Origin of the sequence: Occallatibacter sp. (assembly GCF_036502485.1) — a bacterium.
In the GTDB taxonomy this organism is placed as follows: domain Bacteria; phylum Acidobacteriota; class Terriglobia; order Terriglobales; family Acidobacteriaceae; genus Telmatobacter.
Genome location: NZ_DASXYM010000095.1, coordinates 28536 through 50202 on the forward strand (window position 1 = coordinate 28536; position 21667 = coordinate 50202).

A 21667-nucleotide genomic window follows, 5' to 3' on the forward strand; every position below is an offset into this window, starting at 1 on the left:
CGATGCGACTGGAACAGTGGATCTACACCATACCGCTGCGGGTGCGCGCGCTGTTTCATCGCAACCGCCTGGACTCGGAACTCGACGACGAGATCCGCGACCACCTTGATCGGCAGATTGAATTCAACGTCGCCGGCGGAATGAGTCCGGAAGAGGCTCGACTTGTCGCTTTGCGCAGACTGGGCAATGCGGCACTCGTGCGGGACAAGACAAGAGCAACCTGGAACTGGAATGGACTGGAGCAGTTCTTTCACGACCTTCGCATCGGGATGCGGACCTTGAGCCGCACACCCGGATTCACGCTCGTTGCCATCCTGGTGATGGCGCTGGGCATTGGAACGAACGTTGCATTGTTTACGGTTGTCCGCAGCGTCCTGCTCAAGCCCCTCCCGTATAGCGATCCGGGCCGGTTGGCTCTGCTCTATGAGGCAGACAACGGTGAAGAGCATCCCGCTCCATGGCTTCCTGTAGATGCGGGGAGCTTCTGGGAGTGGCAACGGTCAACGCAATCCCTCGCACAGATGGCCCTTGTCTCTCCCTTTCAGGGATATAACGTCTCCGGCGAAGGGGGAAAGCTGCCGGAAGCAGTAGAAGCGGCATGGTGCACCGGCAATTTCCTTTCGCTGCTCGGCGTGCAGCCCATGAAGGGACGAGCCTTCGCCCAGGACGACGACAGGCCGGGCGCGCCGGCTACGGCCATGATCACTGCGAGCTTTTGGAAGCGCCGTTATGGGGCTGACCCGGCCATCACAGGAAAGACCATCTGGCTCGATGACAAACCGCATACGATTATCGGCGTCCTGCCTCCCACCTTCGTCTATTCCGGAGCATTTGGAGGCGCCACCGACCAGATCTGGACGCCAGTGAGACATGAGGCGCCGGCTGCTCTGCTGAACACCTATGGAGATCACGAGTTCCTGGTCATTGCACGCCTCGCGCCGGGTGTTTCGCTGGCCACGCTTGCGGCGCGTGTTGACGCCTTGCAGAAGCAAATCAAGTCCGCTCATCCTGAACCCGCCGTACACCCTGGCGCCATCAGCAGAACCATGCTCGACGATGCCGTGCAAAATTACAAAACACCGCTTTATGCGCTACAGGGCGCTACCGGATGCGTACTGCTCATCGCCTGCATGAATGTCGCCGGCCTTCTGGTCGCGCGCGCCGCCTCGCGCAACAAGGAGTTTGCTGTTCGCGCCGCTTTGGGAGGCGGCCGCATGCGCCTCATACGCGAACGCCTGATCGAGAGCCTGCTGATCTCAGTGTCAGGGGGCGCGCTCGGCATTTTGCTGGCCTGGGCAGCGCTTGCGTGGCTGGTTCATGCCCGCCATGACATGAATCGCATAGAGGCTATTCATTTTGATGGTGTGGCTGCGGCATTTACTTTGGCCGTCATCTCCCTCTGCACCCTCTTTTCCGGCCTCATCTCCGCTCAAAGCGCGGACCGCGGCAATATACTGGCCGGATTGCAGGAGGGCTCTCGCTCGCACAGCGGCGGAAGGTCGCGCGCGCTGCTGCGGCGTCTCCTCCTGACTGCGGAAGTAGGCTTGACAGTTGTGCTTCTGGTCGGCGCAGGACTTCTGCTCAAAAGCTTCCAGCATCTGCGCTCTTCTGATCTCGGCGTCCCGATCGACAACGCTCTCACCCTGCGTGTGGGATTGCCCAATGCTCGTTATAAGCAGGGTGAACAGAAGATTGCATTTTTCGAGCAGCTCATCGCCCGAGTCCGCGCTCTGCCCGGCGTCTCGTCCGCCGGCCTGGTGAGCGAGGCGCCGGGCGAAGGATGGAACGGCGACGATCTCATGAGCATCGTCGAGCATCCGCCCCTGCTGAAGGGCCAGGGACTTGATTTCATGCTGCGCGGCGTCGATCCCGAATACTTTTCGGCAATCGGGCTTCCGATCTTCAAAGGACGCACCTTCAACCACGATGAGCGCGGCGATCGGGCTAACGTTGTGCTCATCAGCCGTGGCGCTGCCCAACAGTATTTTCCCGGCGAAGACCCCATCGGAAAGCATCTCAGGACGATCGATGAAGGCGGCGTATGGACCGTCATCGGCGTGGTCGGGGATGTGCGATGGAATGTGGCAAAACCGCCCAATCCCACCTTGTATTGGCCCATCTACGGCAATGGCTACAACTTTGCGACCATTGTGGTGCGAACCGCCCATGACGCGGACTCGATGGCAATTCCCGTGCAGAAGATCGTCGCTCAACTCGACCCGGACTTACCGGTCTCGAACGTCATGACATTGCGAGAGGCTATAGGCAAGAGCACGATCGACTCGAAATTCGATGCGATTCTGGTTATGGCATTTGCCATCATCGCGCTGGTTCTCGCCGCGGCAGGGCTTTACGGCGTGCTGGCCTATCTGGTGGCCCAACGGATGGTTGAGTTTGGCATCCGCCTGGCGCTTGGCGCACAACGCAAAGCCTTGCTGAGTCACTTGCTGTTGGACGGCCTCAAGCCGGCGATGGCGGGACTTTTGATCGGCTTGCCCGCGAGCGCGGTCGTCGTTCGACTCATCCGCAGCATGCTCTACGAGACAGAGCCGCTCGATCCCATGGTATTTGGTGCCGTGGCTGGACTGCTCTTGTTCGTTGCTATTGCGGCCTGCCTCGTTCCAGCCTGGTATGCTTCGCGCCTTGATCCAATACGGACACTGCGAACCGAATAGCTAGCGGTTGATCTGCATGGTTCCCGAACCGCGGTTGACAAGAAAGGGCGATGCGCTCTCTTGATTCAAGAAGATTTACGTGGTTCGTCACAAGTTGCGATTGGAGACTTACGTCCAAGTGGACACTCGGCCCCTATGCCTTGTCCGTTGCCACCCGTCGTTCAGAGCGAACCCATATGGATGAACGTTTGCCCGCTCGACATTCCAGACAACTGTCAAGGACCTCTCGAAACAAGCCGGCATCGCTGTGGGAATAGCCGATGCTCTGCCCGAAGGTCCTGTTGTCGACAACGAAACAGTGGCAGTTCCGTCCTCATCCCGGTTATCTTCACCATGCCCATTCGTCGCACGTTGCGTTTCCACCAGTCGGCCGGGCCTGCAGTCACGTGCCTGCTATTGATTGGAATTTCCGCCAGCCGATGCCCCGGCGAAACAGCCTGGGCGTTTTCGCTTTGCTGCTCGCCGTTGTTTGCTGGGTGCCGGCATGCACCGATATAGCTCGACAAGAAACTTGAGGTGCCATTCACCGGGCGCGTATGGAAGTCGTGTACCCCTGGGTTAGTCCTTGGAGTTGCTCGACGCGGCATCTTCCTAAGCGACGCCGCCATTGTTTGCATAGTATGTCGTGACGGCCTAACCTTTCTTGTGAGACAAGGTGCGCCATTGGTTCTCATTCGACGCGTCGGCGACTGCAGAGCCAAGTGGATCACCGGCAATATCATGTGCTCCTAGACAGCCGCGATCCGGAATAGGGACAATTTAACCTCGATGAGTGCCTCTCCCTGTACGCCTCAATTGAGACTCCTCCGCCGGGGTCGCTTAAGGCGAACCGATTTGCGGCAGTAATCCGGCGCCACGAGTCCGAGGTCACGGAGCAGTTGGGAAACCATATTGCCTTGCCAGGCTCTCAACTGGGGACCACTCGTTCTGCTCGTTGGTGCCTCCCGGAACAGCAGGGGTCAATCCGGACGCACATACAGTTCCAAACGGACCGATCGGTACTCTGAATGCGGGAGCGCTCATGTTGGGTTCATCGAAGTCGAGAATGGCCGCCAGATTGTTCGCGGCAGCGTCACGCACAGTCAGCGGGGCCAGATTCCAACGCCATTCAATGAGCTTCAGCACCGACGTGTGGTCGAACGCACGCCGGGCCACGAACCGTCTGCGCGCGAAGGGTGAGACGATCAACGCGGGCACCCGGAATCCCAGGCGCCCGTCGCTCCCGAGAGCAGCATCTGCCGCAGGAATCGGTCCCAGCGGGGGAGCTACGTGATCAAAAAATCCACCCCACTCATCGAAGGTGATAATCAGTACGGTGTTTTGCCACGCGGGGCTGGTCGCCACAGCTGTATACACCTGATTGAGGAATGCCTCGCCATTGCGAATATCAGCGTGAGGATGGTCGTCATTTGACGTGCCGCCGGACTCATCGATAAATCGCGGGTCGACATAGGAAACCTGCGGAAGCATACCGGTCTCACAAGCGGCTAGAAACTCGACATAAGGATGAGTTATGCCCAGGTACTTCGCTCCCCACAGTGCTGTGAACGGAATGTCATTATAAAAATATCGGCCGTCAATTCCGGCCGAGGCAAGGCGATCCCAAAGGGTCGGAAGCGTCGACACCCTGGTGCTTTGATCGAGCCGATCTGTCTGCGCTGCATGCATGTAGAAACGATTGGGATAGGTGGGCGCAAGAATAGCGGCGAAATAGTGATCGCATGTAGTCCAGTGCGGCGCGGCCTGACTTAGGAAGCTGACGTCTTTGGCCTCGTAATATCCGATCGGGAACGAATCGTTTGTCGCGGCCTTGAGCCAACCGTCGCACTTGCCGCCGTCGAACTGGATACGACCGCCGACATAGGAGTGGTCCGGATCGGCTAACGCACAATTCTGGTAATCCGTCAGATGGTACGTGGGATGGGGACGGCCTGATTTGTCGAGGTACGTAAGGCCCGCCTGTTTCCCATTTGCATGCGGCAGCCAGCCCAGAATGTGATCGAAGGAGCGATTTTCCATCGCGACCAGAACTACGTGTTCTATCCCGGAGTTCTGCGGCGAAGGCAGCGCGCGCCTCTCGTCATCGAGAACGAACGAGACAGGGCCAGCGTTGGCTGCCCTGGCGAACGATGCCGCGGCCAATGTGCCCACGAACCCGCGTCGCGAAATCTTGTGCATACAGATTAGCCTTCTTGCCAACCGCACGCAGTCTCGTCTTTCTTACCTGTGCGGGGCATGTTTCCCTATCGAAATGGATGGACAACAAAGAAGGTTGGTTGGTTTGCCTGCGGAAATCTCGCCGAGCGGGCGCCGAATCTTGCAGCAAAAATCCAGGGCAAGCCAGATAACAACGCAATCGCGACTTTCATTAAAGCAAATGCAGAGCACTTCAGTTCCGTAGGGACGCGCGTCGTAATGGGACGTGGGATCCGAGCCGCTGACACAGCAGACTCTCAACACGTAGCAGTGGTGAACAAGGAATTTGTAAAGCAGATGTTCAAGCCGGGGGAGAATCCCATCGGGCAGCATTTCGGCTGGGACGAAAAAGCGGCGGGCGACTGGGAAATTGTCGGCGTGGTAGAGAATACTGCCTACTAGAGCGCCACCTGGTCGGACCACATGATGTACTTTGTCCCACGGATGCAGCGGCCACTCAGCGCCGACTACCCGATTGATAAGGATGAGAATATGTGCGCCGGTGCGATTGTGCTGAAGACGAGCCGGCCTGTTCCATCGATGGAGCAACTTGCGGAGAAGACCCTGGCCGGAATCAATCCGAATCTTAGTGTCGTGAGGTCCCAGACGTTCACGGACCAGATCGCCGAGCAGTTCGGCCAGGACCGGCTGCTGTCGCGGCTGACGACGCTGTTCGGCGCGCTGGCCCTGCTGCTGGCGTCCCTTGGCCTGTATGGGGTAACCGCGTATGGGGTGGCGCGGCGAACGCCGGAGATCGGCATTCGCATGGCATTGGGCGCAGCCAGGAGTAAGGTCACAGCGATGGTGATGCGTGGGGCAATCGCGCAGACGCTTCTCGGCCTCTCGCTTGGCGTACCCGCTGCAATGTTCTGTGTGCGGTACGTACGCTCGCAGTTGTACGAAATGAAATCGGCGGATGCTTTGGTGCTGACGGGTTCCGTTGCGACTCTCCTGGTGGCTGCCGCTGTAGCTAGTTGGATACCGGCGCGCCGTGCTGCCTCTATCAACCCGGTGCAAGCTCTGCGTGTGGAATAGAGCAAGGGAATTCGCATGATGGCGATCTCACTGAGTGCGTTCGCGATGTCGCACTGTCAGTGAGAACGCTTAGCCTGGACGATCCCCTGCAGTGCTCCTCGCCGGCCGGGAGCATTTGCCAACGCGAGCTCAAATGCCTTCAATGCCGAACTGACATCGCCCTGCTCCAGCAGCAGATCTCCGAGTTGTTCGCGCGCGGGGATGATGGGCCCCGGCGTCACCGGCAGCTTTTCAATCCTATCCTCATCATCGGCCGCTCCGCGCATCAGGTCAGCTGCTTCCCTGGGTCTGTTCGCAGCCTGAGCCGACCAGGCCAGGTCTTCACGTCTCATGATGCCGACCTGACTCGCCCAATAGCCGTTCCCTGAGGCGCGAAGCCTTCCCTCGATTTGGCGCAGTGTCTCGGTCTCCTTGTCCGCCGCCTGAATGTGGCTGTTGTGAGCGAAACCAAGACCGCGAGCCCACACAGAAATTGCGACCACCTGAGGCGGGGCGGAATCTGCGGGATTGTTGATCTTCTCTGCATCGCTCCATTGGTGTCGTTCGACTGCATACCGGACGGGCATGGCCGTGGCAGCATACCCGATCTTGAAGGAGCCTGGCTCGAGATTCTGCATCCTGTTGAGCTCATCAATGACGCGGAGGGCGTCCCGGTCATGTCCGCGCTGGAGGTAGGCGTAGACCAGATAATCCATTGCATGCAATTGTTCGCCGATATCGCCTTGCTGTTGTGCGGCGCTCATTGCGGCAAGGTTCGATGTGATCGAGTCATCCCATAGTCCAAGCCTTGTGAAGATATGCGAAGGCATGTGCAGGGCATGCGGGGCTGATGGCGCGATCATCGCATAGGCTCTGGCAGCCGGGAGACCCCTCGCCGCGAGTTCCTGATTATCGCAGGCATGGATCAGGTAGTGAGCGATGCCGGGGTGATTCGGAAACTGGCGATAAAGCGGTTCGAGCAGATCGGCGGCCTGCTTCTGCCTTCGATGTTCCTTGTCAGAAGGGGAAGCGTTGGAGATCAAAGCCAGTGCGTAAAACACCTGGATTTCGACGTCGCTGGGATTTGCTGCCGCAAGCTCACGCATCGCGGTTTCGTATTTCAATGCACGTGCGCTGAATGGCACGACGTCAGCGTCGTTGAACACGAAGCTCAGTGCGTCGATGAGAGCACGCTCGCGTGGGGAAGCTTCTTCTAGCGTCGCAGCATGCCTGAGTGCTTTCTGGGCGGCAGAAGTATCGGAGGGCGAAGGCGGCAGGTCCCATAGCTGGTGGAAGTGAGTCATCGCAATGCCCCAATGGGCAATTGCGCACTGAGGATCCTGTTCAGCCACCGTTTCAAACGCGGTTTCGGCAGTGGAGTAAGCGAAAGAGTGCAGGAGAGCGGCCGCCCGATTGAACTCCCGCTGCGTGTGAGGTTGACAAGATGTCGGAAACGAGACGGCTCCCAGCTCTTCAGGTACGGGGTGCTTATGCTCTTCCTGAGCATCTGAAAAAGCCGAAAACAGGAGTAACAGGATCAGAAATAATCGCATCGTCTCGCTTTCTCGAATTCCGCTTCTACGCTGAAGCTGCCGTGCCTCTCCAATGGCGACAACACGGTCGAATCAATCATCAGACCGGGGCGCTCTGAATGGGATGAAAAGCGCCGCCGCTTCGGTCGCGACAGTTTCGGCCGATGGCGTCAGCGGCCGGGGGACAGCAGTTCGCGCCCGAGGTCACGGAAGAGGTTGCCCATAGTGTCAGAGGCACGAGCGTTCAATGGCACAAAAGGAACGAACATGGTGAACACTGTGCCGGAAGGCACGCCGGTGCGGCTGCGGAAACGAAGGCTTCCGCCATGCCGAACGATGATGGCCTGCGTCACCCAGAGTCCCAGACCCGTTCCATTGGTTCCCCTGAGAGAAGAGAATGGCTGGAACATCTCGGAGTAGAAGGTGCGCGGAATGCCGTGTCCGCAGTCTCCGATGGTGATACGAACGCCAGGAGTGCCATTATTCACCGTGTTTCTGACCCGCACGCGCAGAGTGCCGCCGCGAGGAGAAGCCTCAATCGCATTGGACAGCACGTTGCTGATCGCCTGCCGCAACTCTCCGGGATACACGCACGGCTGAGCGGAGGCATCCAGTTCAAGTTGAACCTCCATCTCCGCAACGCGCAGCTTCACGGTGAACATGTCTGCAATGTCAGAGACCATGGCGGACACGTCAGTCTCGATCGGCCGGTTCCAATCGCGATAGAAGGCGAGCGTCTGGCGCGTGATGTCGGCAATCCTGCGGAGCTCTTTCTGCGCCTTGTCCAGCATTTCCGCAGTGTGCGGATTGTCGCGGGCGTCCAATTCTGCAAGAAAGAGCAGATTCATAACGGCGGAAAGGGGATTGTTGATTTCGTGAGCGATGCTGGCGGCGAGACGTCCTGTGACTGCAAGCTGCTCGGTCTTGCGCAGAATCTCTTCAGACCGCTTCAGAGAAGTGATGTCGCGGAAGGTAAGTGCAGCGAGGATCCGTGTCCCCTCGCGATCTCTGACCGGCACCGCGTTGAAGGTGGCGAGGAACTGCGAATTGCCCTGACGACGTACAACCTGCAACTCCAGGTTGCTGATTGAGACGCCCCGGCATGCCTGGGACAACGGCCACTCAGACGGTGGCACAATCTCCCCTGCAAGAGTCCGAAGTTCCGCGGCAGCACTGTTCGGATCGAGCATGCGCTCGAGATGTGCGGGTTCAGAGACGCCGAAGATGTTCATGGCCGCCTGATTCGCCTGGATGATTCCTCCGTTCAGGTCCACAATAACGAGCCCATCTGCCATGCTGCGAAACACCGCGTCATTCTGGGCCAGGAGGTTTTCGGCCTCCCGCGCCTTTCTCTCTGCAATGTCGCGGGCGGCCCGCAGTTCCTCAGCGATGGCAGCGCGAGCGGCGGCCAACTGCGTCTGGTTTTCCAGTTCCATGCGATGCCGGATCAGATTCTCGCGCGCGATCTCATTCTCGTCTTCGAGCTGCTTGCGCCGAAGCTGCGCATGCAGCCGCGCAGTCATCACCGCTTCGCCCGCGCTGCTGGGCAGGTAATCGTCCGCTCCGAGTGCGATCGCATCCACGAGTTCGGTGCGGCTTTGCGATTCCCCCACCAGCACAATCCTTGGGGATCGAGGAACATCCCTCTTTCTGAGTTTTGCGATCAGGTCGCTAGCGCTTGCGACTGAGCTCACACTGAGAACGATGCAATCGGACGGATGGGAAGCGATCCCCTCGGACTTTCCGGCGCGAACGTCCACACCTTCCTGTCGCAGGGCAGCGGCTACCGGCTCGCTCCAGTCTTTCAACGCATCCACAAACAACACCGAGGGAGGCCTGCGGTCGCCCTGTGGAACCGAGTCGTAGATGGAAGCCCCAACCGAACGAAGGGCGGATGCCAGACGCGCCAGCAACACTTCCATGCTCTCTTCCTTCAGCACGAAGGCATCTGCCCCGGCTTCCAGGGCGTTCAACTCGTGGCGAGGATCGGTAGAGGAGGTAAGCAGCAGCGATGGAGTGCGGCGGTGGCGCACCTGCTGGCGAAGACGTCGCACGACCGATGCGCCGTCAATTCCGGGCAGCACATTGTCCACGATAAAGGCACCGATCTCGCTGCTCTGCGCGAGGGCAAGCCCCTGCTCGCCTGTCTCGGCGGTCAGCACATCGTAGCCCGCATCCTGTAAGCCGCTGCGAAGATACTCCCGGAAGGTCGAACTGTCGTCAATCACCAGAACGAAGGTTCTCAGACATATCCTCCCTTCAGTTGGATGTGCGAACTCAGGGTAATCAGCATCGGGGCAATCTGCTGCAGAGGCAGTGTGAGTGCGGCGGCCCCCAGCTTGATGGCCTCTCCCGGCATTCCAAAGACTACGCTCGTCTCCTCATCCTGGGCGATGGTCAAGCATCCGGCTTCACGCGCCCGCAGCAGGCCCGATGCGCCATCGCGACCCATACCGGTGAGCAGTACGCAGGCGGCATTGGGACGCATTTGCACGGCGACCGACTCGAACAACTCATCCACCGATGGCCGGCAGGAATGCCGTTCGGGCCGGTTGACGAGACGAATACTCTGCCCGCTGATGATCAGGTGCCGGCCGGCCGGCGCCAGCAGAACGCCGGGATTCCCGACCTGCGGAAGCGATTCGCCGTCCTGTGCGAAGCGTACTGGCAGCCTGGATTGGGTGCTCAGCCACTCCGCGAGTGCAAATGCGAACTGATCCGAGACATGAATGACCAGCAGCAGGGGAATCGGGAAATCGGCGGGAAGCACCTTGAGGATGTCTGCGACGGCGGCAGGGCCTCCGGTGGAGGCGCCGATGGCGATGCAGCGGACTGAGGCATCCGGCCAGTTTGCAGGCAAGGACGTCCCGGGAATCGGCTTGACGGCAAATGGCGCTCCAGCCGGCTGAACCTGCCCCCGTGCGAGAAGAGGACGCGGCGCCCCGGAACTGTTGCCATTGAGGCGACCGCGAGGATGTGTGATGACCTTGATTCGCGAAACAGTGCGCACCCGCGACAGGAATGTTTTCTCCCATTGTTCACGCGACTCGGTTGCTGTGGGCTTTTCGACCACGTCAACGGCCCCGGCCGCGAGCGCGTCATAAGTCTGCAGCGCCTCCCCGCGATTGACCGACGCTGAGACGATAGCGATGGGTGTTGGGCACCACGCCATGATGTACTCAGTAGCTGCCACGCCGGTCATCACCGGCAGCATGATGTCCATCGTGACCACATCAGGGCGCAGCGATTCGCATAATCGAATTGCCTGTTGTCCATTCTCTGCCTCGCCCACAACCTCAAACTCCGACGACGCCGCCAGAACTCCAACGAGGTATCTGCGAATGGTTGCAGAGTCTTCGACAACCAGTGCACGAATTCTTTTCATTGAGCCACCCGAATCAACTCCCTGACCCGCCGGATGAGATACCGCTGGTCGAACTCACTTTTCACAATGTAGTCGCGGGCTCCGGCCTTCAGTCCCCTTGCGCGGTCTTCGGCTGCTCCCTTCGAGGTGACAAGAACTGCCGGTATGTCGCGCAACGCAGGATCGCGCCGAATGTGCTCCACGAATGCCACACCGTCCATCCCGGGCATCTCCACATCTACGAGAAATAATCCGAAGGCCCGTTCCTGTGCCGTTGCGAGCGCTTCTTCTGCGGAACTGGCAAGCTCGACGTTGTAGCCCTCCATTTCAAAGATGCTCTGCTCAAGCATACGGGTGGTCAGGGAATCGTCCACGATGAGTATGGGCAGCGCCTGCGGCCCTGCGAAGACGGCTTCGCTGCGGGCACTCAGGTGCTGGTTGACGTTTGACCCCATCAGAAGAGGATTCACGACGGGTAGTGCGTGGCCGTCGGCGTCCACGGCCGCACCCACGACGTAGGGCTCAAGTTCCAGAAACTCCGGTAGTGCATGGAGCACAAGTTGCCGGATACCAAGCATGCCGTCCAGACCGAGCAGAAAAGATTGCGGCCGGGCCGCGATTTCTGCGGCGACAACTGCATCTCCCGTCTCCACACCCATCAGCGTTGCAAGGTGGACCATTGGCATGGTTCGTCCGTCGAGCACAAAGCTGCGACCCAGCCGCTCCAGGTTGTTGACAGACACTGTTCTCACGATCGAATCGCGCGGTATGCCGTACTGCCGCCCCCCCGCCGATACGATCAGAGCAGGCAGAGCGTTCAAAGATGCGGGAAGAGATATTTCGAAGGTTGTGCCCTCTCCTCGCTTCGTCCTGATGCGCAGCTCGCCCTTCAATTTCGCGACGGTCCGGCTGACCACGTCCATCCCGACGCCTCTTCCTGAGAGCATGCTCACCGAAGCTGAGGTGGTCACGCCGGGCTGCAAAAGAACATCCGTAAGTGCTTCCGGGCTCGCCGCCTGTGCCGCGCTCGTGCTCAGCCAGCCTCGCTCGACAGAGATGCGCCGCAGCGCATCGAAATCGATTCCACGGCCGTCGTCGTGCACCGAGATCACACTGCGCGACCCCTGATGCTGGAACGCAACAAGGACAGTCCCCGTGGCGGATTTGTCCTGGGAGGTGCGTGTATCCGGAGATTCAATTCCGTGTGCGACCGAGTTGCGCACGATCTGGATCAGGGCATCGCGGATTCCGATGAGCTGGTGGGCGTCGAACTCGAGTTCTCCACCGCGCGACTCGAGCTTCACCAGCTTGCCTGATCCGGAGGCCGCAGCCGCCATCGCGCGTTCGAGCACCTGTACGATTGTCTGTCCCCGTACCAGGCGAAGCCGCTCTGCAAGCGAACGCGAATCCTCCACTTCCTGCTGAACCATGGCGAGGGAGTTGTCGATGTCGCGTCGGATGTCAGCGAGCACGTCTTCGATCTCATCCGCAAGGGTCTGCACATGCTGAAGACTCCGCGAGCTTCCGGACGCCGACTCGCGGCGCACCATGGCGGCCAGTTCCCGGGCGCGTGCGAGGGGTTTTACGCTGCGTCGAATCCCGAGGGCCAGGATGGCCGACTCGTTAATCGTCTGAAGCAGCCGGTCGAGATCGCCCAGTTCGACGCGGAGTGACTCGATTGGTCGACCCGGATCTGCGGGCGCGCCTGCGGCCCCTTCTGAGGGTCCAGCATGCATCTGTGGGGCGGACAGGATCTGACGAATTGTGTTGACGGTTTGCAATGCCGCCTCGCGGGCGGTCTCATGGCTGGCTTCTTCTGCGAGGCCATCCATCGCTGTTTCAAGCTCGTGCGCGGAGCGCGCAATCTCTTCGCGCCGCACCACCTGGGCAGCGCCTTTCAGCGTATGGACCCAGCGACGCAAATCGCGCTGCGTCTCTGCGTCGATGATCTCCCCATCGGCGCGGTCCAGCGCGGACGCGATCTTCGCGACCAGATCTTCAGCTTCGACTTGAAAGAAGCGGCTCAGATCCTGCGACATCGCTTAGGCGCTCACCTCGCTCTTGACCAGTTGTGTGAGTCTGCGCGAAAGAGTTGCAAGTTCTGAAGCGGTTTGCATCGCCTCGGTGGTCGACGACTCCGCTTCCCGGCTCACCTGGGCGACGTTCGCAACAGCGCCATTGACCTGCTCCACCGCTGTGCTCTGCTGCTTGGTACTCAGCTCGATCTCGCGCGCTGCCTCGCTTGCGGTCCCGGCAAGGGATACCATTTGTGAAAGGGATACGGCGAGGTCGCTGAAATCGCGCGTGCCGGCATCCACCGCCTTGCTCCCCGTTTCAGTCGCCATCACCGTTGAATTCACGGCGGCCCGGACGTCCTCGATGAGATTGCGGATGTCCTTTGTGGATACAGCCACCCGATCCGCGAGCTTGCGTATCTCGTCCGCCACTACCGCGAAGCGACGACCTGACTCGCCTGCACCGGCGGCTTCGATATTGGCATTGATGGCGAGGATGTTGGTCTGCTCTGAAAGCTCACCAATGATGTCGACCACGCCGCCGATCTGCTGCGACTTGCGGCCCAGCTCCAGCATGTGCGTCACCACCTGGTCCACCTGACGCTTGATGCCGGCGATGGACTCGTGGGCTCGCTGTACCACCTGGTCACCATGCCGCGCCGACGTAGCGGTGTCATTTGCAATGGACGAAACCCGCTGAGCGCTGCCGGCGATCTGGCGCGAGGTGGCCAGAAGTTCATTCATGGTGGTCGTGATTTCATTCATGGCGGTCGCCTGCTCGCGCGCGCCTGTAGCTTGCTCGGCAGCAGTCGTCTGCAGTTCCGCGGCGGAACTCTGGATGTCCTGCACTGCCGACCCGATCTGGCCGGTGAGCTGGCGAGTAAGGTACCGCCCCAGGATCAGTGCCGTCACAATTACGAGGGCGGTGATCGCCGCAACAATCATTCGATAAATATTTGCAACCTGGTTGGCCTCGCGCTGCCCGTCTTCGAGCACGTTACGCTGGGCCGCGGCAAACTCGTCAACCAGTTGCTCCTCGTGATTTCGGGCAAGCTGGGCATTCTGCAGGACGTACTGCGCGATTTCGGCCGTGGGAACGTTTGCCCGCTTCATCTCAATTTCGCGGTGAATGTCATTCTCAAAAGTCTGGTCTGCCTCGAGTATCTGGTCGAGCTTTGCGCGGGAGTTAGGATCTTCAATCTTGGCGCGCAACATGTTGGTCGTATCGAGCAATTCGCGATGAGTCTGCTCGATGCGATCGACCATCTCGGGACTGCCGCTCAGCAGGAACCCTCGCAGCGCAGCCGAGCGTCGGAAGAGAGCTGTAACCATCTGCTCAGTGGAGACGAGGGCCTTCGCGTTCACCTCGATCACATGATCTTTTCTGGTGATGACGCGACTCATGGCATAGCTGGCCACGAGCGCTGCAATGACGGTGAGAAGCACCACAACCCCAAAACTGAGCGCAAGCTTGCGCGAAAACGTCGACTGTCCGTTCACGTTGCGTTTCCCTTCCCTTCTTGCGACACACCTTGAGTAATCATGTCGTAAATCTGTGCCCCTCGCAGGGTCGCGTACAACTCTGCGTTGTGCCGTATCAGGCCCGTGTTCCACGTCGGTGGGAAGCTGAACCCGGTCTCTCCTGCGACTGATTGGGCCGCGCTCTCGAAGGCGTAGCCATCGAGTGCATCAATCGCCAGCGCCACAGGAACGCCGCCGCGCAGCAGAGCTAACCAGTGGCAATCTCCCGTCTGCGCTCCGGCCCCGGTGAGCCTTGGCAGCGAATAAACCGGAACCACCTGGGCGCGTACAACCGCCAAGCCCAGCAGGCCAGGCGAATGCGAAGGAACAGGAGCGATCGATCCGCATCGAGAGAGCGCGAGCAGGTCGCCCATCGGAATGGCGAACTTCACTGCACCCGCGGCGAAGCACAACATGCGGCCAGCCTGGGCGTTGGCCGCGTGCAGCGGGAGCGCAAAGCTCGAATCGAATTCCTCGCGAAGGCGCGCCAGGCTCATCCGCAAGGTTCTGGGCGCGTTGTTCCTGTCGTTCATGCCGATCCGATCGCCTGCAACTCTCTTCTGCAGAGTTTGCGCAGGGCTTCGCGATTGAATCCTCCGCCGAACATCAACAGGCGGCTCTCCGACTCGCGCGCAAGCAGCAGGATGGCCTGTTCGAACTCCCGGCGCGCGGTGTGGTGGTCTCCGCGTCGACGCGAGATCAGCGCCAGATGCATGTGAGGCATCGCGAAAGCGGAATCAAGGTAAATAGCAATCCGATCGTGGTCGGCAGCGCCGGCCAGGTCGTGTGCATGCTCGCGGCAGAGCGCCAAAACATAGTGGCCGCTTGCGTTCATTGAGTCCCGCGCAATCAGTGCCCGGCAGCTGGCCTCCGCCTCACCAATCTCATGCCGATTCAGGTGCACGAGCGACCGCAGCAACTGCAGGTCAGGATCATCCGCAGCTTCAGGCGAAATGACTTTCATCTCGTCGAGGAACTTGTCGTACAGCTCGGCACGGAAGAGGGTCATGACGCGCTGCACATCGTCGACGGTCGCAAGCTGACGGGGAGCAGAGATCATCTCATTGCGCGGCGCCGCGCCCGGCCTGATATGAGCAGCCGCGGGCCGGTGCCGCCGGTCCGCATCGAGACCCTTGATTCGCTCCGCGGATCGGCCGATCTCATCCACCCATTCTGCCCCTTGCGAATCCGCCAGCCCGTCATTCATGGCGCCTGCAGACAGAGGATGTTTGCCGTGAGCGCCATTGAATTCGCGGTTCTCGAGCGCCGGGGGCGGGACTGAGCGGCGAGGTGTTCCTGTTCGGACTGGCGAAAATGGGATCAGTTCCCCGATGGTTTGCTTGCGCTGGTAGTAGAAGGTTTCGTGCGTGTGACAGAGTTTGAAATCATCCGAGACGCCGCGAAGAGTTTCTGCCGGGCCAAGAAACAGGAACCCGCCCGGCGCCAGCAGATGGGCGACCGCATTCACCGCTGCCCGAATGGCCTCCGGGCTGAAGTAGATGAGCACGTTGCGGAAGAAGACGACGTCAAGGCTTTCCGCATGTTCCGGCCGATAAAGGCTCAGCGCATTGCAGTGCTCGAAGTGCACAGCCTCACGGATTTCATCGGCCACGCGGAATCGGTTCGCCACCGCGGTGAAGTAACGCTCCCGATAAACGGGCGGCGTGGCTCTCAGCGCCCAATTGGTATACACGCCACGGCGGGCACGACGAAGCGCCTCGGGATTGATGTCGCAGGCACGAATGCGAAACTGCCAGTCGCGCTGGGTTTCGAACTGCTCGCGCAGCAGCATGGAGAGAGTATAAGGTTCCTCGCCATTCGCGCATCCGATGCAGCAAATGCGCTGTGTTCTGTCATTCGGATGAGCCGCCGTGCGCTCCGCAAGAGCGATCTCCCTGAATGCCCGCAGGTGGTCGATATGGCGGAAGAAGTAACTCTCTGGAACGGTGAGCAACGCGGCAATCGCATGCCACTCGCCCGGGGCGGAGCCAACGAACCGAAGGTACTCCTCCGGATCGAGGTGCAGCTCCGAACTGCGCGCCTGAAGGACCTGCTGGACCTGCTCCTTGCGGCTTTCGTCAAAAACGAGACCGAATTCGGCTTCAATCTTCTCTCCAAACCGCTCGATGCCGCTACCCGGATAATTCATTCCGGCACCTTGTCGGCAGCGGGCAGCATGGACGCTACCATTGCCAGATCCAAGGTCACCATCAGGTCACGATCAGCCGCGGCAATGGCTCGCGCCGCTTCGATACCGTGCAGCAGGCTCGGCAGAGGACTGAAGCCGCGCTCGTCTATGCTGGCGATGGTTTCCACAGAATCAACCGCGAGGACGCAGTCGCGATCCGGCGTGCGAACAACCACGAAGCGGCTCTCAGCCCCGCCTGGCTGCCCCAGGATCGTCTTGAGGCTCACTACCGGCAGGGCCGCTCCGCGAACGACCGTAGCCCCCAGCACACCTGCGAGGGTTCCCGCAGCCGAGGTGACGGGAAGCGGGCGCGTGACCTCGCGCACCTCTGACAGAGGAAGAGCGCACCGAAATGTGCCTGCACAAACGATGAGGTAGGAACGAGGGACCGGGGACACGGCAACTTCCTGTCACCGATGATTTCACAACGGATACGGCACGGCAACCGGCATAGTCCTGCACACACATGCGTTTAGCTGCCCTGCCTGCCAGTTGCGTTCATCTCGGCAGTGCGGATTCGCAAAGCGACCGCCCTGGCATTCTGAGCAGCAATCAGCGCATCGCTTGGTCGGTGGATTCCGATGACTGCGCGAATTTTTTGTCGGCCGCGGCGCCGGGTCCCCAAAACGGGTCCCCGGTCTTTGACGGCGCGTTGCGATTGGCGAGTTCGGGATCGAGCGCCGAGTCCTGCCCTGCGTAGGTGATCGCCCACTTGAGCGCGAGCCCTCCAGCCAGTGTCATCAGTGGAGCAACCACCGAGCGGAGTACGCTGGAACGGCTTCTGCGCAGAATGGCGGGGCCCACAATGCCCAAGCCGATGGCGCCAAGCACAAACATCCCGGACTGCCTGCCAACGGTCAACGGACGAGCCGCGGGCCCCGCGCTTACTACATACGCGGCCAGGGCGCCGGCTTCCGTTGCGCTGGCAATATCTTCGAACCGCACCAGCTGGCGGTGTAGTTCATGATCGCCTGAACGCGCGCTCGCCAAGGCGAGGACCGCCGCCCCGGTGCTCATGGAACTCGCGCCGAACAGGGGACCGAGGAAATTCGTGTGCGCCCACACCGGGTTGGCGGTTGTCTCCAGCAGCACTCCGGGATAGCTGATCATCATCAGCGCGAAAGGCAGGCCGAGCAATCCAGCTATCCGCTGCGGAACCAACCGCTGCACCATGCGCAAAACGCCCTTCCCAAAAGGCAGCTTCGACGCGGGCACCGAGAGAACGGCCAGCACGGTGGCGAATAAGCCAAAACCGTTGAGCGCCCATGCGCCGTGATTCATCGGCGAGGTCTTCTTGAAGATGCGGAGCATGTGAAGGAAGCGCTCCGGGCGGCCGAGATCCGCAATCAGCAACGGCGGACACGCGAGCATGGTGCCGAACGTGATGTAGCGGCCCTGGCGGACCACGGAGACGAGACGCTTGTTTCCGGTCATATCGGCAACCGCGGCCAACGTGTAAGTACCGGCGCTCACGCCTTCAAGAAAGAAGTAAAGCGCGATCTCCCATTTCCAGAAAGGCCGCTTGAGGATGGGCAGTCCGTAGTATCCGGGCTGGCCGACGCGCTCGGGCGTGGCACTGCGCTGAATGTCGTAAACAGGCGTGATCTGGCTGAAGACATCGCGAGGGTCGTTGACTTCCTGGACGTCAGCCACGGCTTCCCCCGGAGAAAAGTACGGCTGAGATCGCGGTAAGCGCGATGGATGCGGCGAAGCTGAAGAGGTAATTCTTCTTAAGGTGCGCCGCCGGCCGGCGCGGACGTTCGGGGAGATTGTAGACGAATGGGTTGTCCTTCAAAAGGAAGAACGAGTTGAGCGCACTGTATTCGCCCGACGCTTCAGCGCCATAGAGGTAGGCGTCGGTTTCGCCCCGCGCGTGAAGTTCTTCGACGCGCTTTTGCGCCGCTTCGCGCAGGTCCTTCAGGTTGCCAAACTTGATGGACTCCGTGGGGCATGACTTGGCACAGGCGGGCACCAGCCCATCCTTCTGACGGTCGTAGCACAGCGTGCACTTATGTGCCCGTCCGTCAGACTCGTTGCGCGCGATCACTCCGAACGGGCACGCAACCACGCAGTTAGCGCACCCGTTACAAACGTCCTGCTGAACGTACACGTTGGCAAATTCGTTGTAGATCAGAGCACCGGTGGGGCAGGCTTCCACGCAAGGCGCCTGCTGGCAGTGCTTGCACACATCGCTCATCATCAGCCAGCGTTGAATCTCGCTGATGGGGTCGAACTGCTCGACGAATGCAACATGCCGCCACGTGGTGTCCGATAGAGCCACTGTGTTGTCGTAGCTGTGACCGGTCCAGTTGAACCCATCAGCAGGAAGCTGATTCCACTGCTTGCACGCAACTTCGCATGCCTTGCAGCCGATGCACAGCGTTGTGTCAGTGAAGAAGCCCGTCTCTTCTTCGTCGGCTGGTGGTTCGGGGCGGATCCACGCGTCGCGCAGGTCGCTCGCGATCTGGGCCAGTGATTCATTCATATGGATTGTCCTTCCGGCTGAGCGGATTTGGGCGTCTCGGGAACCTGCTCGCGCGTGGGCCAGGGAGCCGCAGGCAGAGGTGCAATGTCTTGCGCTCCTTCCAGGCGTCCTGCGCGAACGTCCACAGCGAATGACTTGGCCTCATGCATGCTCACGTTGGGATCCGCACTGATGGAAGTCAGGTCGTTGGCGATGGCTCCGACGGTCTCCCCGGAGAACGCCCAGTGGAACGGCATTCCAATCTGGTGCACGGTCGAGCCGTTCACGGTCAGTGGCTGTATGCGCCGCGTCACCATGGCCCGCGCTTCGATTGCGCCGCGCGAATTCCACGCCACCATCCAGCCTCCATGCTCGATGCCCTTAGCGTCTGCAAGCTCGGGACTGATCTCGATGAACATGCCCGGCTGCAGCTCGTTGAGCCAGCTGTCGAAACGGCTCATCGGACCGCTGAGATAGTGCTCAGTAAGGCGGTAGTTAGTCGCGATGATCGGGTATTCCGCCGTTAGGCCGCTATAGCTGTTGAGCGGTACGTCGTAGCGCTCCACGGTGGGGTTCGCGCGTTGCTCGGGATAAAGCAGGTTGGGAATGGGGGAGTCGATGGGTTCGTAATGCGTCGGCAGCGGCCCGTCTTTCACGCCCATCGGCGCGAACAGCCAGCCACGCCCATCCGGCTTCATGATGAAGGGCGCGTCGCCGGCAATTGCCGCCATTCCCTTCGCTTCGGGATCAGGACGATAATCGGGCGCCTTGGTCGGCTCGAAGTCGGGCACGTCCGGACCGGTCCAGCGCTTCTCCTCAGCGTTCCACCACATATATTTTTTGCGCTCAGACCAGGGGCGGCCCTCCGGGTCGGCGGACGCACGGTTGTACATCATTCGACGGTTCAGTGGCCACGCAAACCCCCACTCCGGGCTGGTGTACACGCCCGGAGTCCGCTTGCGCGAACGCGACCGGTTGTCCCCTTCCTCCGGGAAGACCCCGCTGTAAATCCAGCAGCCGCACGCAGTCGTACCATCGTCACGGAGGCTGTTGAAGTCGCGCACCTGCCTGTGGTCCCCTACCGTGTACCCGTTGATTTCCATGAGGATCTTCTGCGCGTCCGGCTCGCCTTCAATGCGGCTCACAGAGCCGTCCGGAAGCACTTCAGGTTGCTCGAATTCGTAATCCCAGGTGAGATGCAGCAGACCCTCGTCGCGCTCCCGCGTGGAGGCTGCGTACAACTTTTTGAGCCGCTTGCCCAGTTCATACACGAACCAGGTATCCGAACGGCAATCCTCCGGCGGATCAATCGCCTTATCATGCCACTGCAGCAGCCGCTGCGTGTTGGTGAATGTCCCGTCCTTTTCCGCGCTGGCAGCCGCAGGAACAAAGAACACCTCGGTTCCGATGGTTGCCGGGTCGGGATTCTCCGGGCCCTTGTACCAGAAGGCGGCCGTATCGATTTCGAACCAGTCGCGCACCACCATCCAATCCAGCTTCTTCAGCGCTGCGCGATTGAGCTTGCCGTTGGGAGCGCCTGCCGCCGGGTTCTGCCCAAACAGGAACATGCCTTTGATCTTGCCCTCGAGCATGCGCACCATGCAGGCCAGATGCGAGTAGTTGTCATCCGCGCGCGGCACCCATCGGAATCCAAACTCGTTCTCCCGCGTGGCTGCATCGCCGTACCAGGCCTTGAGCAGGCTCACCATAAACTTGGGCACATTCGCCATGAAGCCAGTCTTCGGCTGCTCCTGGTTCAGATAGCTCTCGAGTGTGTTGTGATCGCGCAGCGCGGAGGGCTGCATCAGGTATCCGGGCAGCAGGTCGTACAGCGTTGGAACATCGGTGGAGCCCTGGATGCTGGCGTGCCCGCGCATGGCCATGATCCCGCCGCCGGGGCGCCCCACGTTGCCCAGCAGGAGCTGAATGATCGTCGCCGCGCGAATGATCTGCACCCCGATGGAGTGCTGTGTCCAGCCCACCGCGTACACGATGCACGAGGTCCGATCGCGGCCAGAGTTGTCGCAGAGGGTTTGCGCAACGCGCAGAAAGTCTTTCTCGCTGCAACCGCAGATGCTGGCCACCGTCTCCGGCGTGTAACGCCGATAATGCTCCTTCAGTATGTTGAGAACGCAGTTGGGGTGCTGCAGGGTCGGATCTCTGTCCGGAACCGGGTTCTCCAGTGAACCCGTGCGTTCCGTAAACGATTCGGCCTTCATATGATGGTCGGCCTGCGTCCGGTCGCTGCCGCGTTGTTCGCTCGCATAGTGCCAGGTGCCCTGCGAATCGTAGGCGCGCTTCTCCTCGTTGAAACCGGAGAAGATGCCGCCGAGTTCCTCTGCGTCCTTGTATTCGTCGCCGATGATGGTCGCAGCATTCGTATACGCGAGCACGTAATCCTTGAACCACTTCTCGTGGAGCAGAATGTAATGGATCAGGCCGCCGAGAAATGCAATGTCAGTGCCGGTGCGGATCTTCACATACTGCTGGCACATTGCCGACGTCCGCGAGAAATGCGGATCGACATGGATCAGCTTCGCGCCGCGTTCGCGCGCCATCATGGGGAAGCGGAATCCCACCGGATGCGCTTCAGCCATGTTGGAGCCCATAATCAGGATGCAGTCCGCATTCTGCATGTCTTCCTGGAAGCTGGTGGCCGCGCCGCGGCCGAACGAGGCGCCCAGACCGGGCACCGAAG

Annotated in this window: 15 protein-coding genes; 3 read left to right on the plus strand and 12 right to left on the minus strand. The window is 60.4% G+C overall.

Annotation, left to right across the window (positions count from 1 at the left end):
• Window positions 1–2 precede the first annotated feature (2 nt).
• On the plus strand, window positions 3–2675 hold the full coding sequence (locus tag VGL22_RS13465) for an ADOP family duplicated permease (RefSeq protein ID WP_465267447.1): 2673 nt from the start codon (window positions 3–5) through the stop codon (window positions 2673–2675).
• 867 nt (window positions 2676–3542) lie between these two features.
• Here VGL22_RS13465 and VGL22_RS13470 read toward each other — a convergent pair.
• Complete coding sequence (locus VGL22_RS13470) at window positions 3543–4853, minus strand: alkaline phosphatase family protein (RefSeq protein ID WP_465267448.1); 1311 nt, start codon at window positions 4851–4853, stop codon at window positions 3543–3545.
• Between the two features lie 57 nt (window positions 4854–4910).
• On the opposite strand from VGL22_RS13470, the gene VGL22_RS13475 reads away from it, so the two are divergent.
• Both VGL22_RS13475 and VGL22_RS13480 read left to right on the plus strand, forming a co-directional pair.
• The gene (locus tag VGL22_RS13475; RefSeq protein WP_465267449.1) at window positions 4911–5273 is read left to right on the plus strand and encodes an ABC transporter permease; all 363 of its coding nucleotides are present in this window, start codon (window positions 4911–4913) and stop codon (window positions 5271–5273) included.
• Window positions 5274–5363: 90 nt separating this feature from the next.
• Complete coding sequence (locus tag VGL22_RS13480) at window positions 5364–5906, plus strand: FtsX-like permease family protein (RefSeq protein WP_465267450.1); 543 nt, start codon at window positions 5364–5366, stop codon at window positions 5904–5906.
• 56 nt (window positions 5907–5962) lie between these two features.
• Here the strand turns inward: VGL22_RS13480 and VGL22_RS13485 are convergent, their stop codons facing one another.
• From VGL22_RS13485 to VGL22_RS13535, 11 genes are all read right to left on the minus strand, one after another.
• On the minus strand, window positions 5963–7438 hold the full coding sequence (locus tag VGL22_RS13485) for a hypothetical protein (protein ID WP_465267451.1): 1476 nt from the start codon (window positions 7436–7438) through the stop codon (window positions 5963–5965).
• A gap of 149 nt (window positions 7439–7587) precedes the next feature.
• Entirely contained in the window at window positions 7588–9645 is a 2058-nt protein-coding gene (locus VGL22_RS13490; RefSeq protein WP_465267452.1) for a response regulator, read from the minus strand.
• 14 nt (window positions 9646–9659) lie between these two features.
• Window positions 9660–10802, minus strand: coding sequence for a chemotaxis-specific protein-glutamate methyltransferase CheB (gene cheB, locus VGL22_RS13495; RefSeq protein ID WP_465267453.1), 1143 nt, complete (start codon window positions 10800–10802; stop codon window positions 9660–9662).
• A complete protein-coding gene (locus VGL22_RS13500) occupies window positions 10799–12820 on the minus strand; it encodes a response regulator (RefSeq protein WP_465267454.1) in 2022 nt (673 codons plus the stop codon). The genes cheB and VGL22_RS13500 overlap by 4 nt, the downstream gene beginning before the upstream one ends.
• Before the next feature lie 3 nt (window positions 12821–12823).
• Window positions 12824–14296 (minus strand): HAMP domain-containing methyl-accepting chemotaxis protein, encoded by a 1473-nt coding sequence (locus VGL22_RS13505; RefSeq protein WP_465267455.1) that lies wholly within the window; start codon window positions 14294–14296, stop codon window positions 12824–12826.
• On the minus strand, window positions 14293–14850 hold the full coding sequence (locus VGL22_RS13510) for a chemotaxis protein CheW (RefSeq protein ID WP_465267456.1): 558 nt from the start codon (window positions 14848–14850) through the stop codon (window positions 14293–14295). The genes VGL22_RS13505 and VGL22_RS13510 overlap by 4 nt, the downstream gene beginning before the upstream one ends.
• Window positions 14847–16466, minus strand: coding sequence for a CheR family methyltransferase (locus tag VGL22_RS13515; protein WP_465267457.1), 1620 nt, complete (start codon window positions 16464–16466; stop codon window positions 14847–14849). Before VGL22_RS13515 ends, VGL22_RS13510 begins: the two co-directional genes overlap by 4 nt.
• Window positions 16463–16903 carry a chemotaxis protein CheW gene (locus VGL22_RS13520; protein ID WP_465267458.1) on the minus strand — a complete coding sequence of 147 codons (441 nt, stop codon included), beginning with the start codon at window positions 16901–16903 and terminating at the stop codon, window positions 16463–16465. The genes VGL22_RS13515 and VGL22_RS13520 overlap by 4 nt, the downstream gene beginning before the upstream one ends.
• A 154-nt stretch (window positions 16904–17057) precedes the next feature.
• Window positions 17058–18158, minus strand: a complete 1101-nt coding sequence (gene nrfD / locus VGL22_RS13525) for an NrfD/PsrC family molybdoenzyme membrane anchor subunit (protein ID WP_465267459.1) — start codon at window positions 18156–18158, stop codon at window positions 17058–17060.
• The gene (locus VGL22_RS13530) at window positions 18151–18990 is read right to left on the minus strand and encodes a 4Fe-4S dicluster domain-containing protein (protein WP_465267460.1); all 840 of its coding nucleotides are present in this window, start codon (window positions 18988–18990) and stop codon (window positions 18151–18153) included. The genes nrfD and VGL22_RS13530 overlap by 8 nt, the downstream gene beginning before the upstream one ends.
• Window positions 18987–21662: a molybdopterin-dependent oxidoreductase gene (locus VGL22_RS13535; RefSeq protein ID WP_465267461.1), complete on the minus strand. Its 2676-nt coding sequence runs from the start codon at window positions 21660–21662 to the stop codon at window positions 18987–18989. Before VGL22_RS13535 ends, VGL22_RS13530 begins: the two co-directional genes overlap by 4 nt.
• Window positions 21663–21667: the final 5 nt, after the last annotated feature.

What these genes read in the sequence shown, in the direction of transcription:
- VGL22_RS13465 (WP_465267447.1), top strand. Translation starts at nt 3, where the DNA reads ATGCGACTGGAACAGTGGATCTACACCATACCGCTGCGGGTGCGCGCG.
- VGL22_RS13470 (WP_465267448.1), bottom strand. Translation starts at nt 4,853, where the DNA reads ATGCACAAGATTTCGCGACGCGGGTTCGTGGGCACATTGGCCGCGGCA.
- VGL22_RS13475 (WP_465267449.1), top strand. Translation starts at nt 4,911, where the DNA reads ATGTTTCCCTATCGAAATGGATGGACAACAAAGAAGGTTGGTTGGTTT.
- VGL22_RS13480 (WP_465267450.1), top strand. Translation starts at nt 5,364, where the DNA reads ATGTGCGCCGGTGCGATTGTGCTGAAGACGAGCCGGCCTGTTCCATCG.
- VGL22_RS13485 (WP_465267451.1), bottom strand. Translation starts at nt 7,438, where the DNA reads ATGCGATTATTTCTGATCCTGTTACTCCTGTTTTCGGCTTTTTCAGAT.
- cheB (WP_465267453.1), bottom strand. Translation starts at nt 10,802, where the DNA reads ATGAAAAGAATTCGTGCACTGGTTGTCGAAGACTCTGCAACCATTCGC.
- VGL22_RS13500 (WP_465267454.1), bottom strand. Translation starts at nt 12,820, where the DNA reads ATGTCGCAGGATCTGAGCCGCTTCTTTCAAGTCGAAGCTGAAGATCTG.
- VGL22_RS13510 (WP_465267456.1), bottom strand. Translation starts at nt 14,850, where the DNA reads ATGAACGACAGGAACAACGCGCCCAGAACCTTGCGGATGAGCCTGGCG.
- VGL22_RS13515 (WP_465267457.1), bottom strand. Translation starts at nt 16,466, where the DNA reads ATGAATTATCCGGGTAGCGGCATCGAGCGGTTTGGAGAGAAGATTGAA.
- VGL22_RS13530 (WP_465267460.1), bottom strand. Translation starts at nt 18,990, where the DNA reads ATGAATGAATCACTGGCCCAGATCGCGAGCGACCTGCGCGACGCGTGG.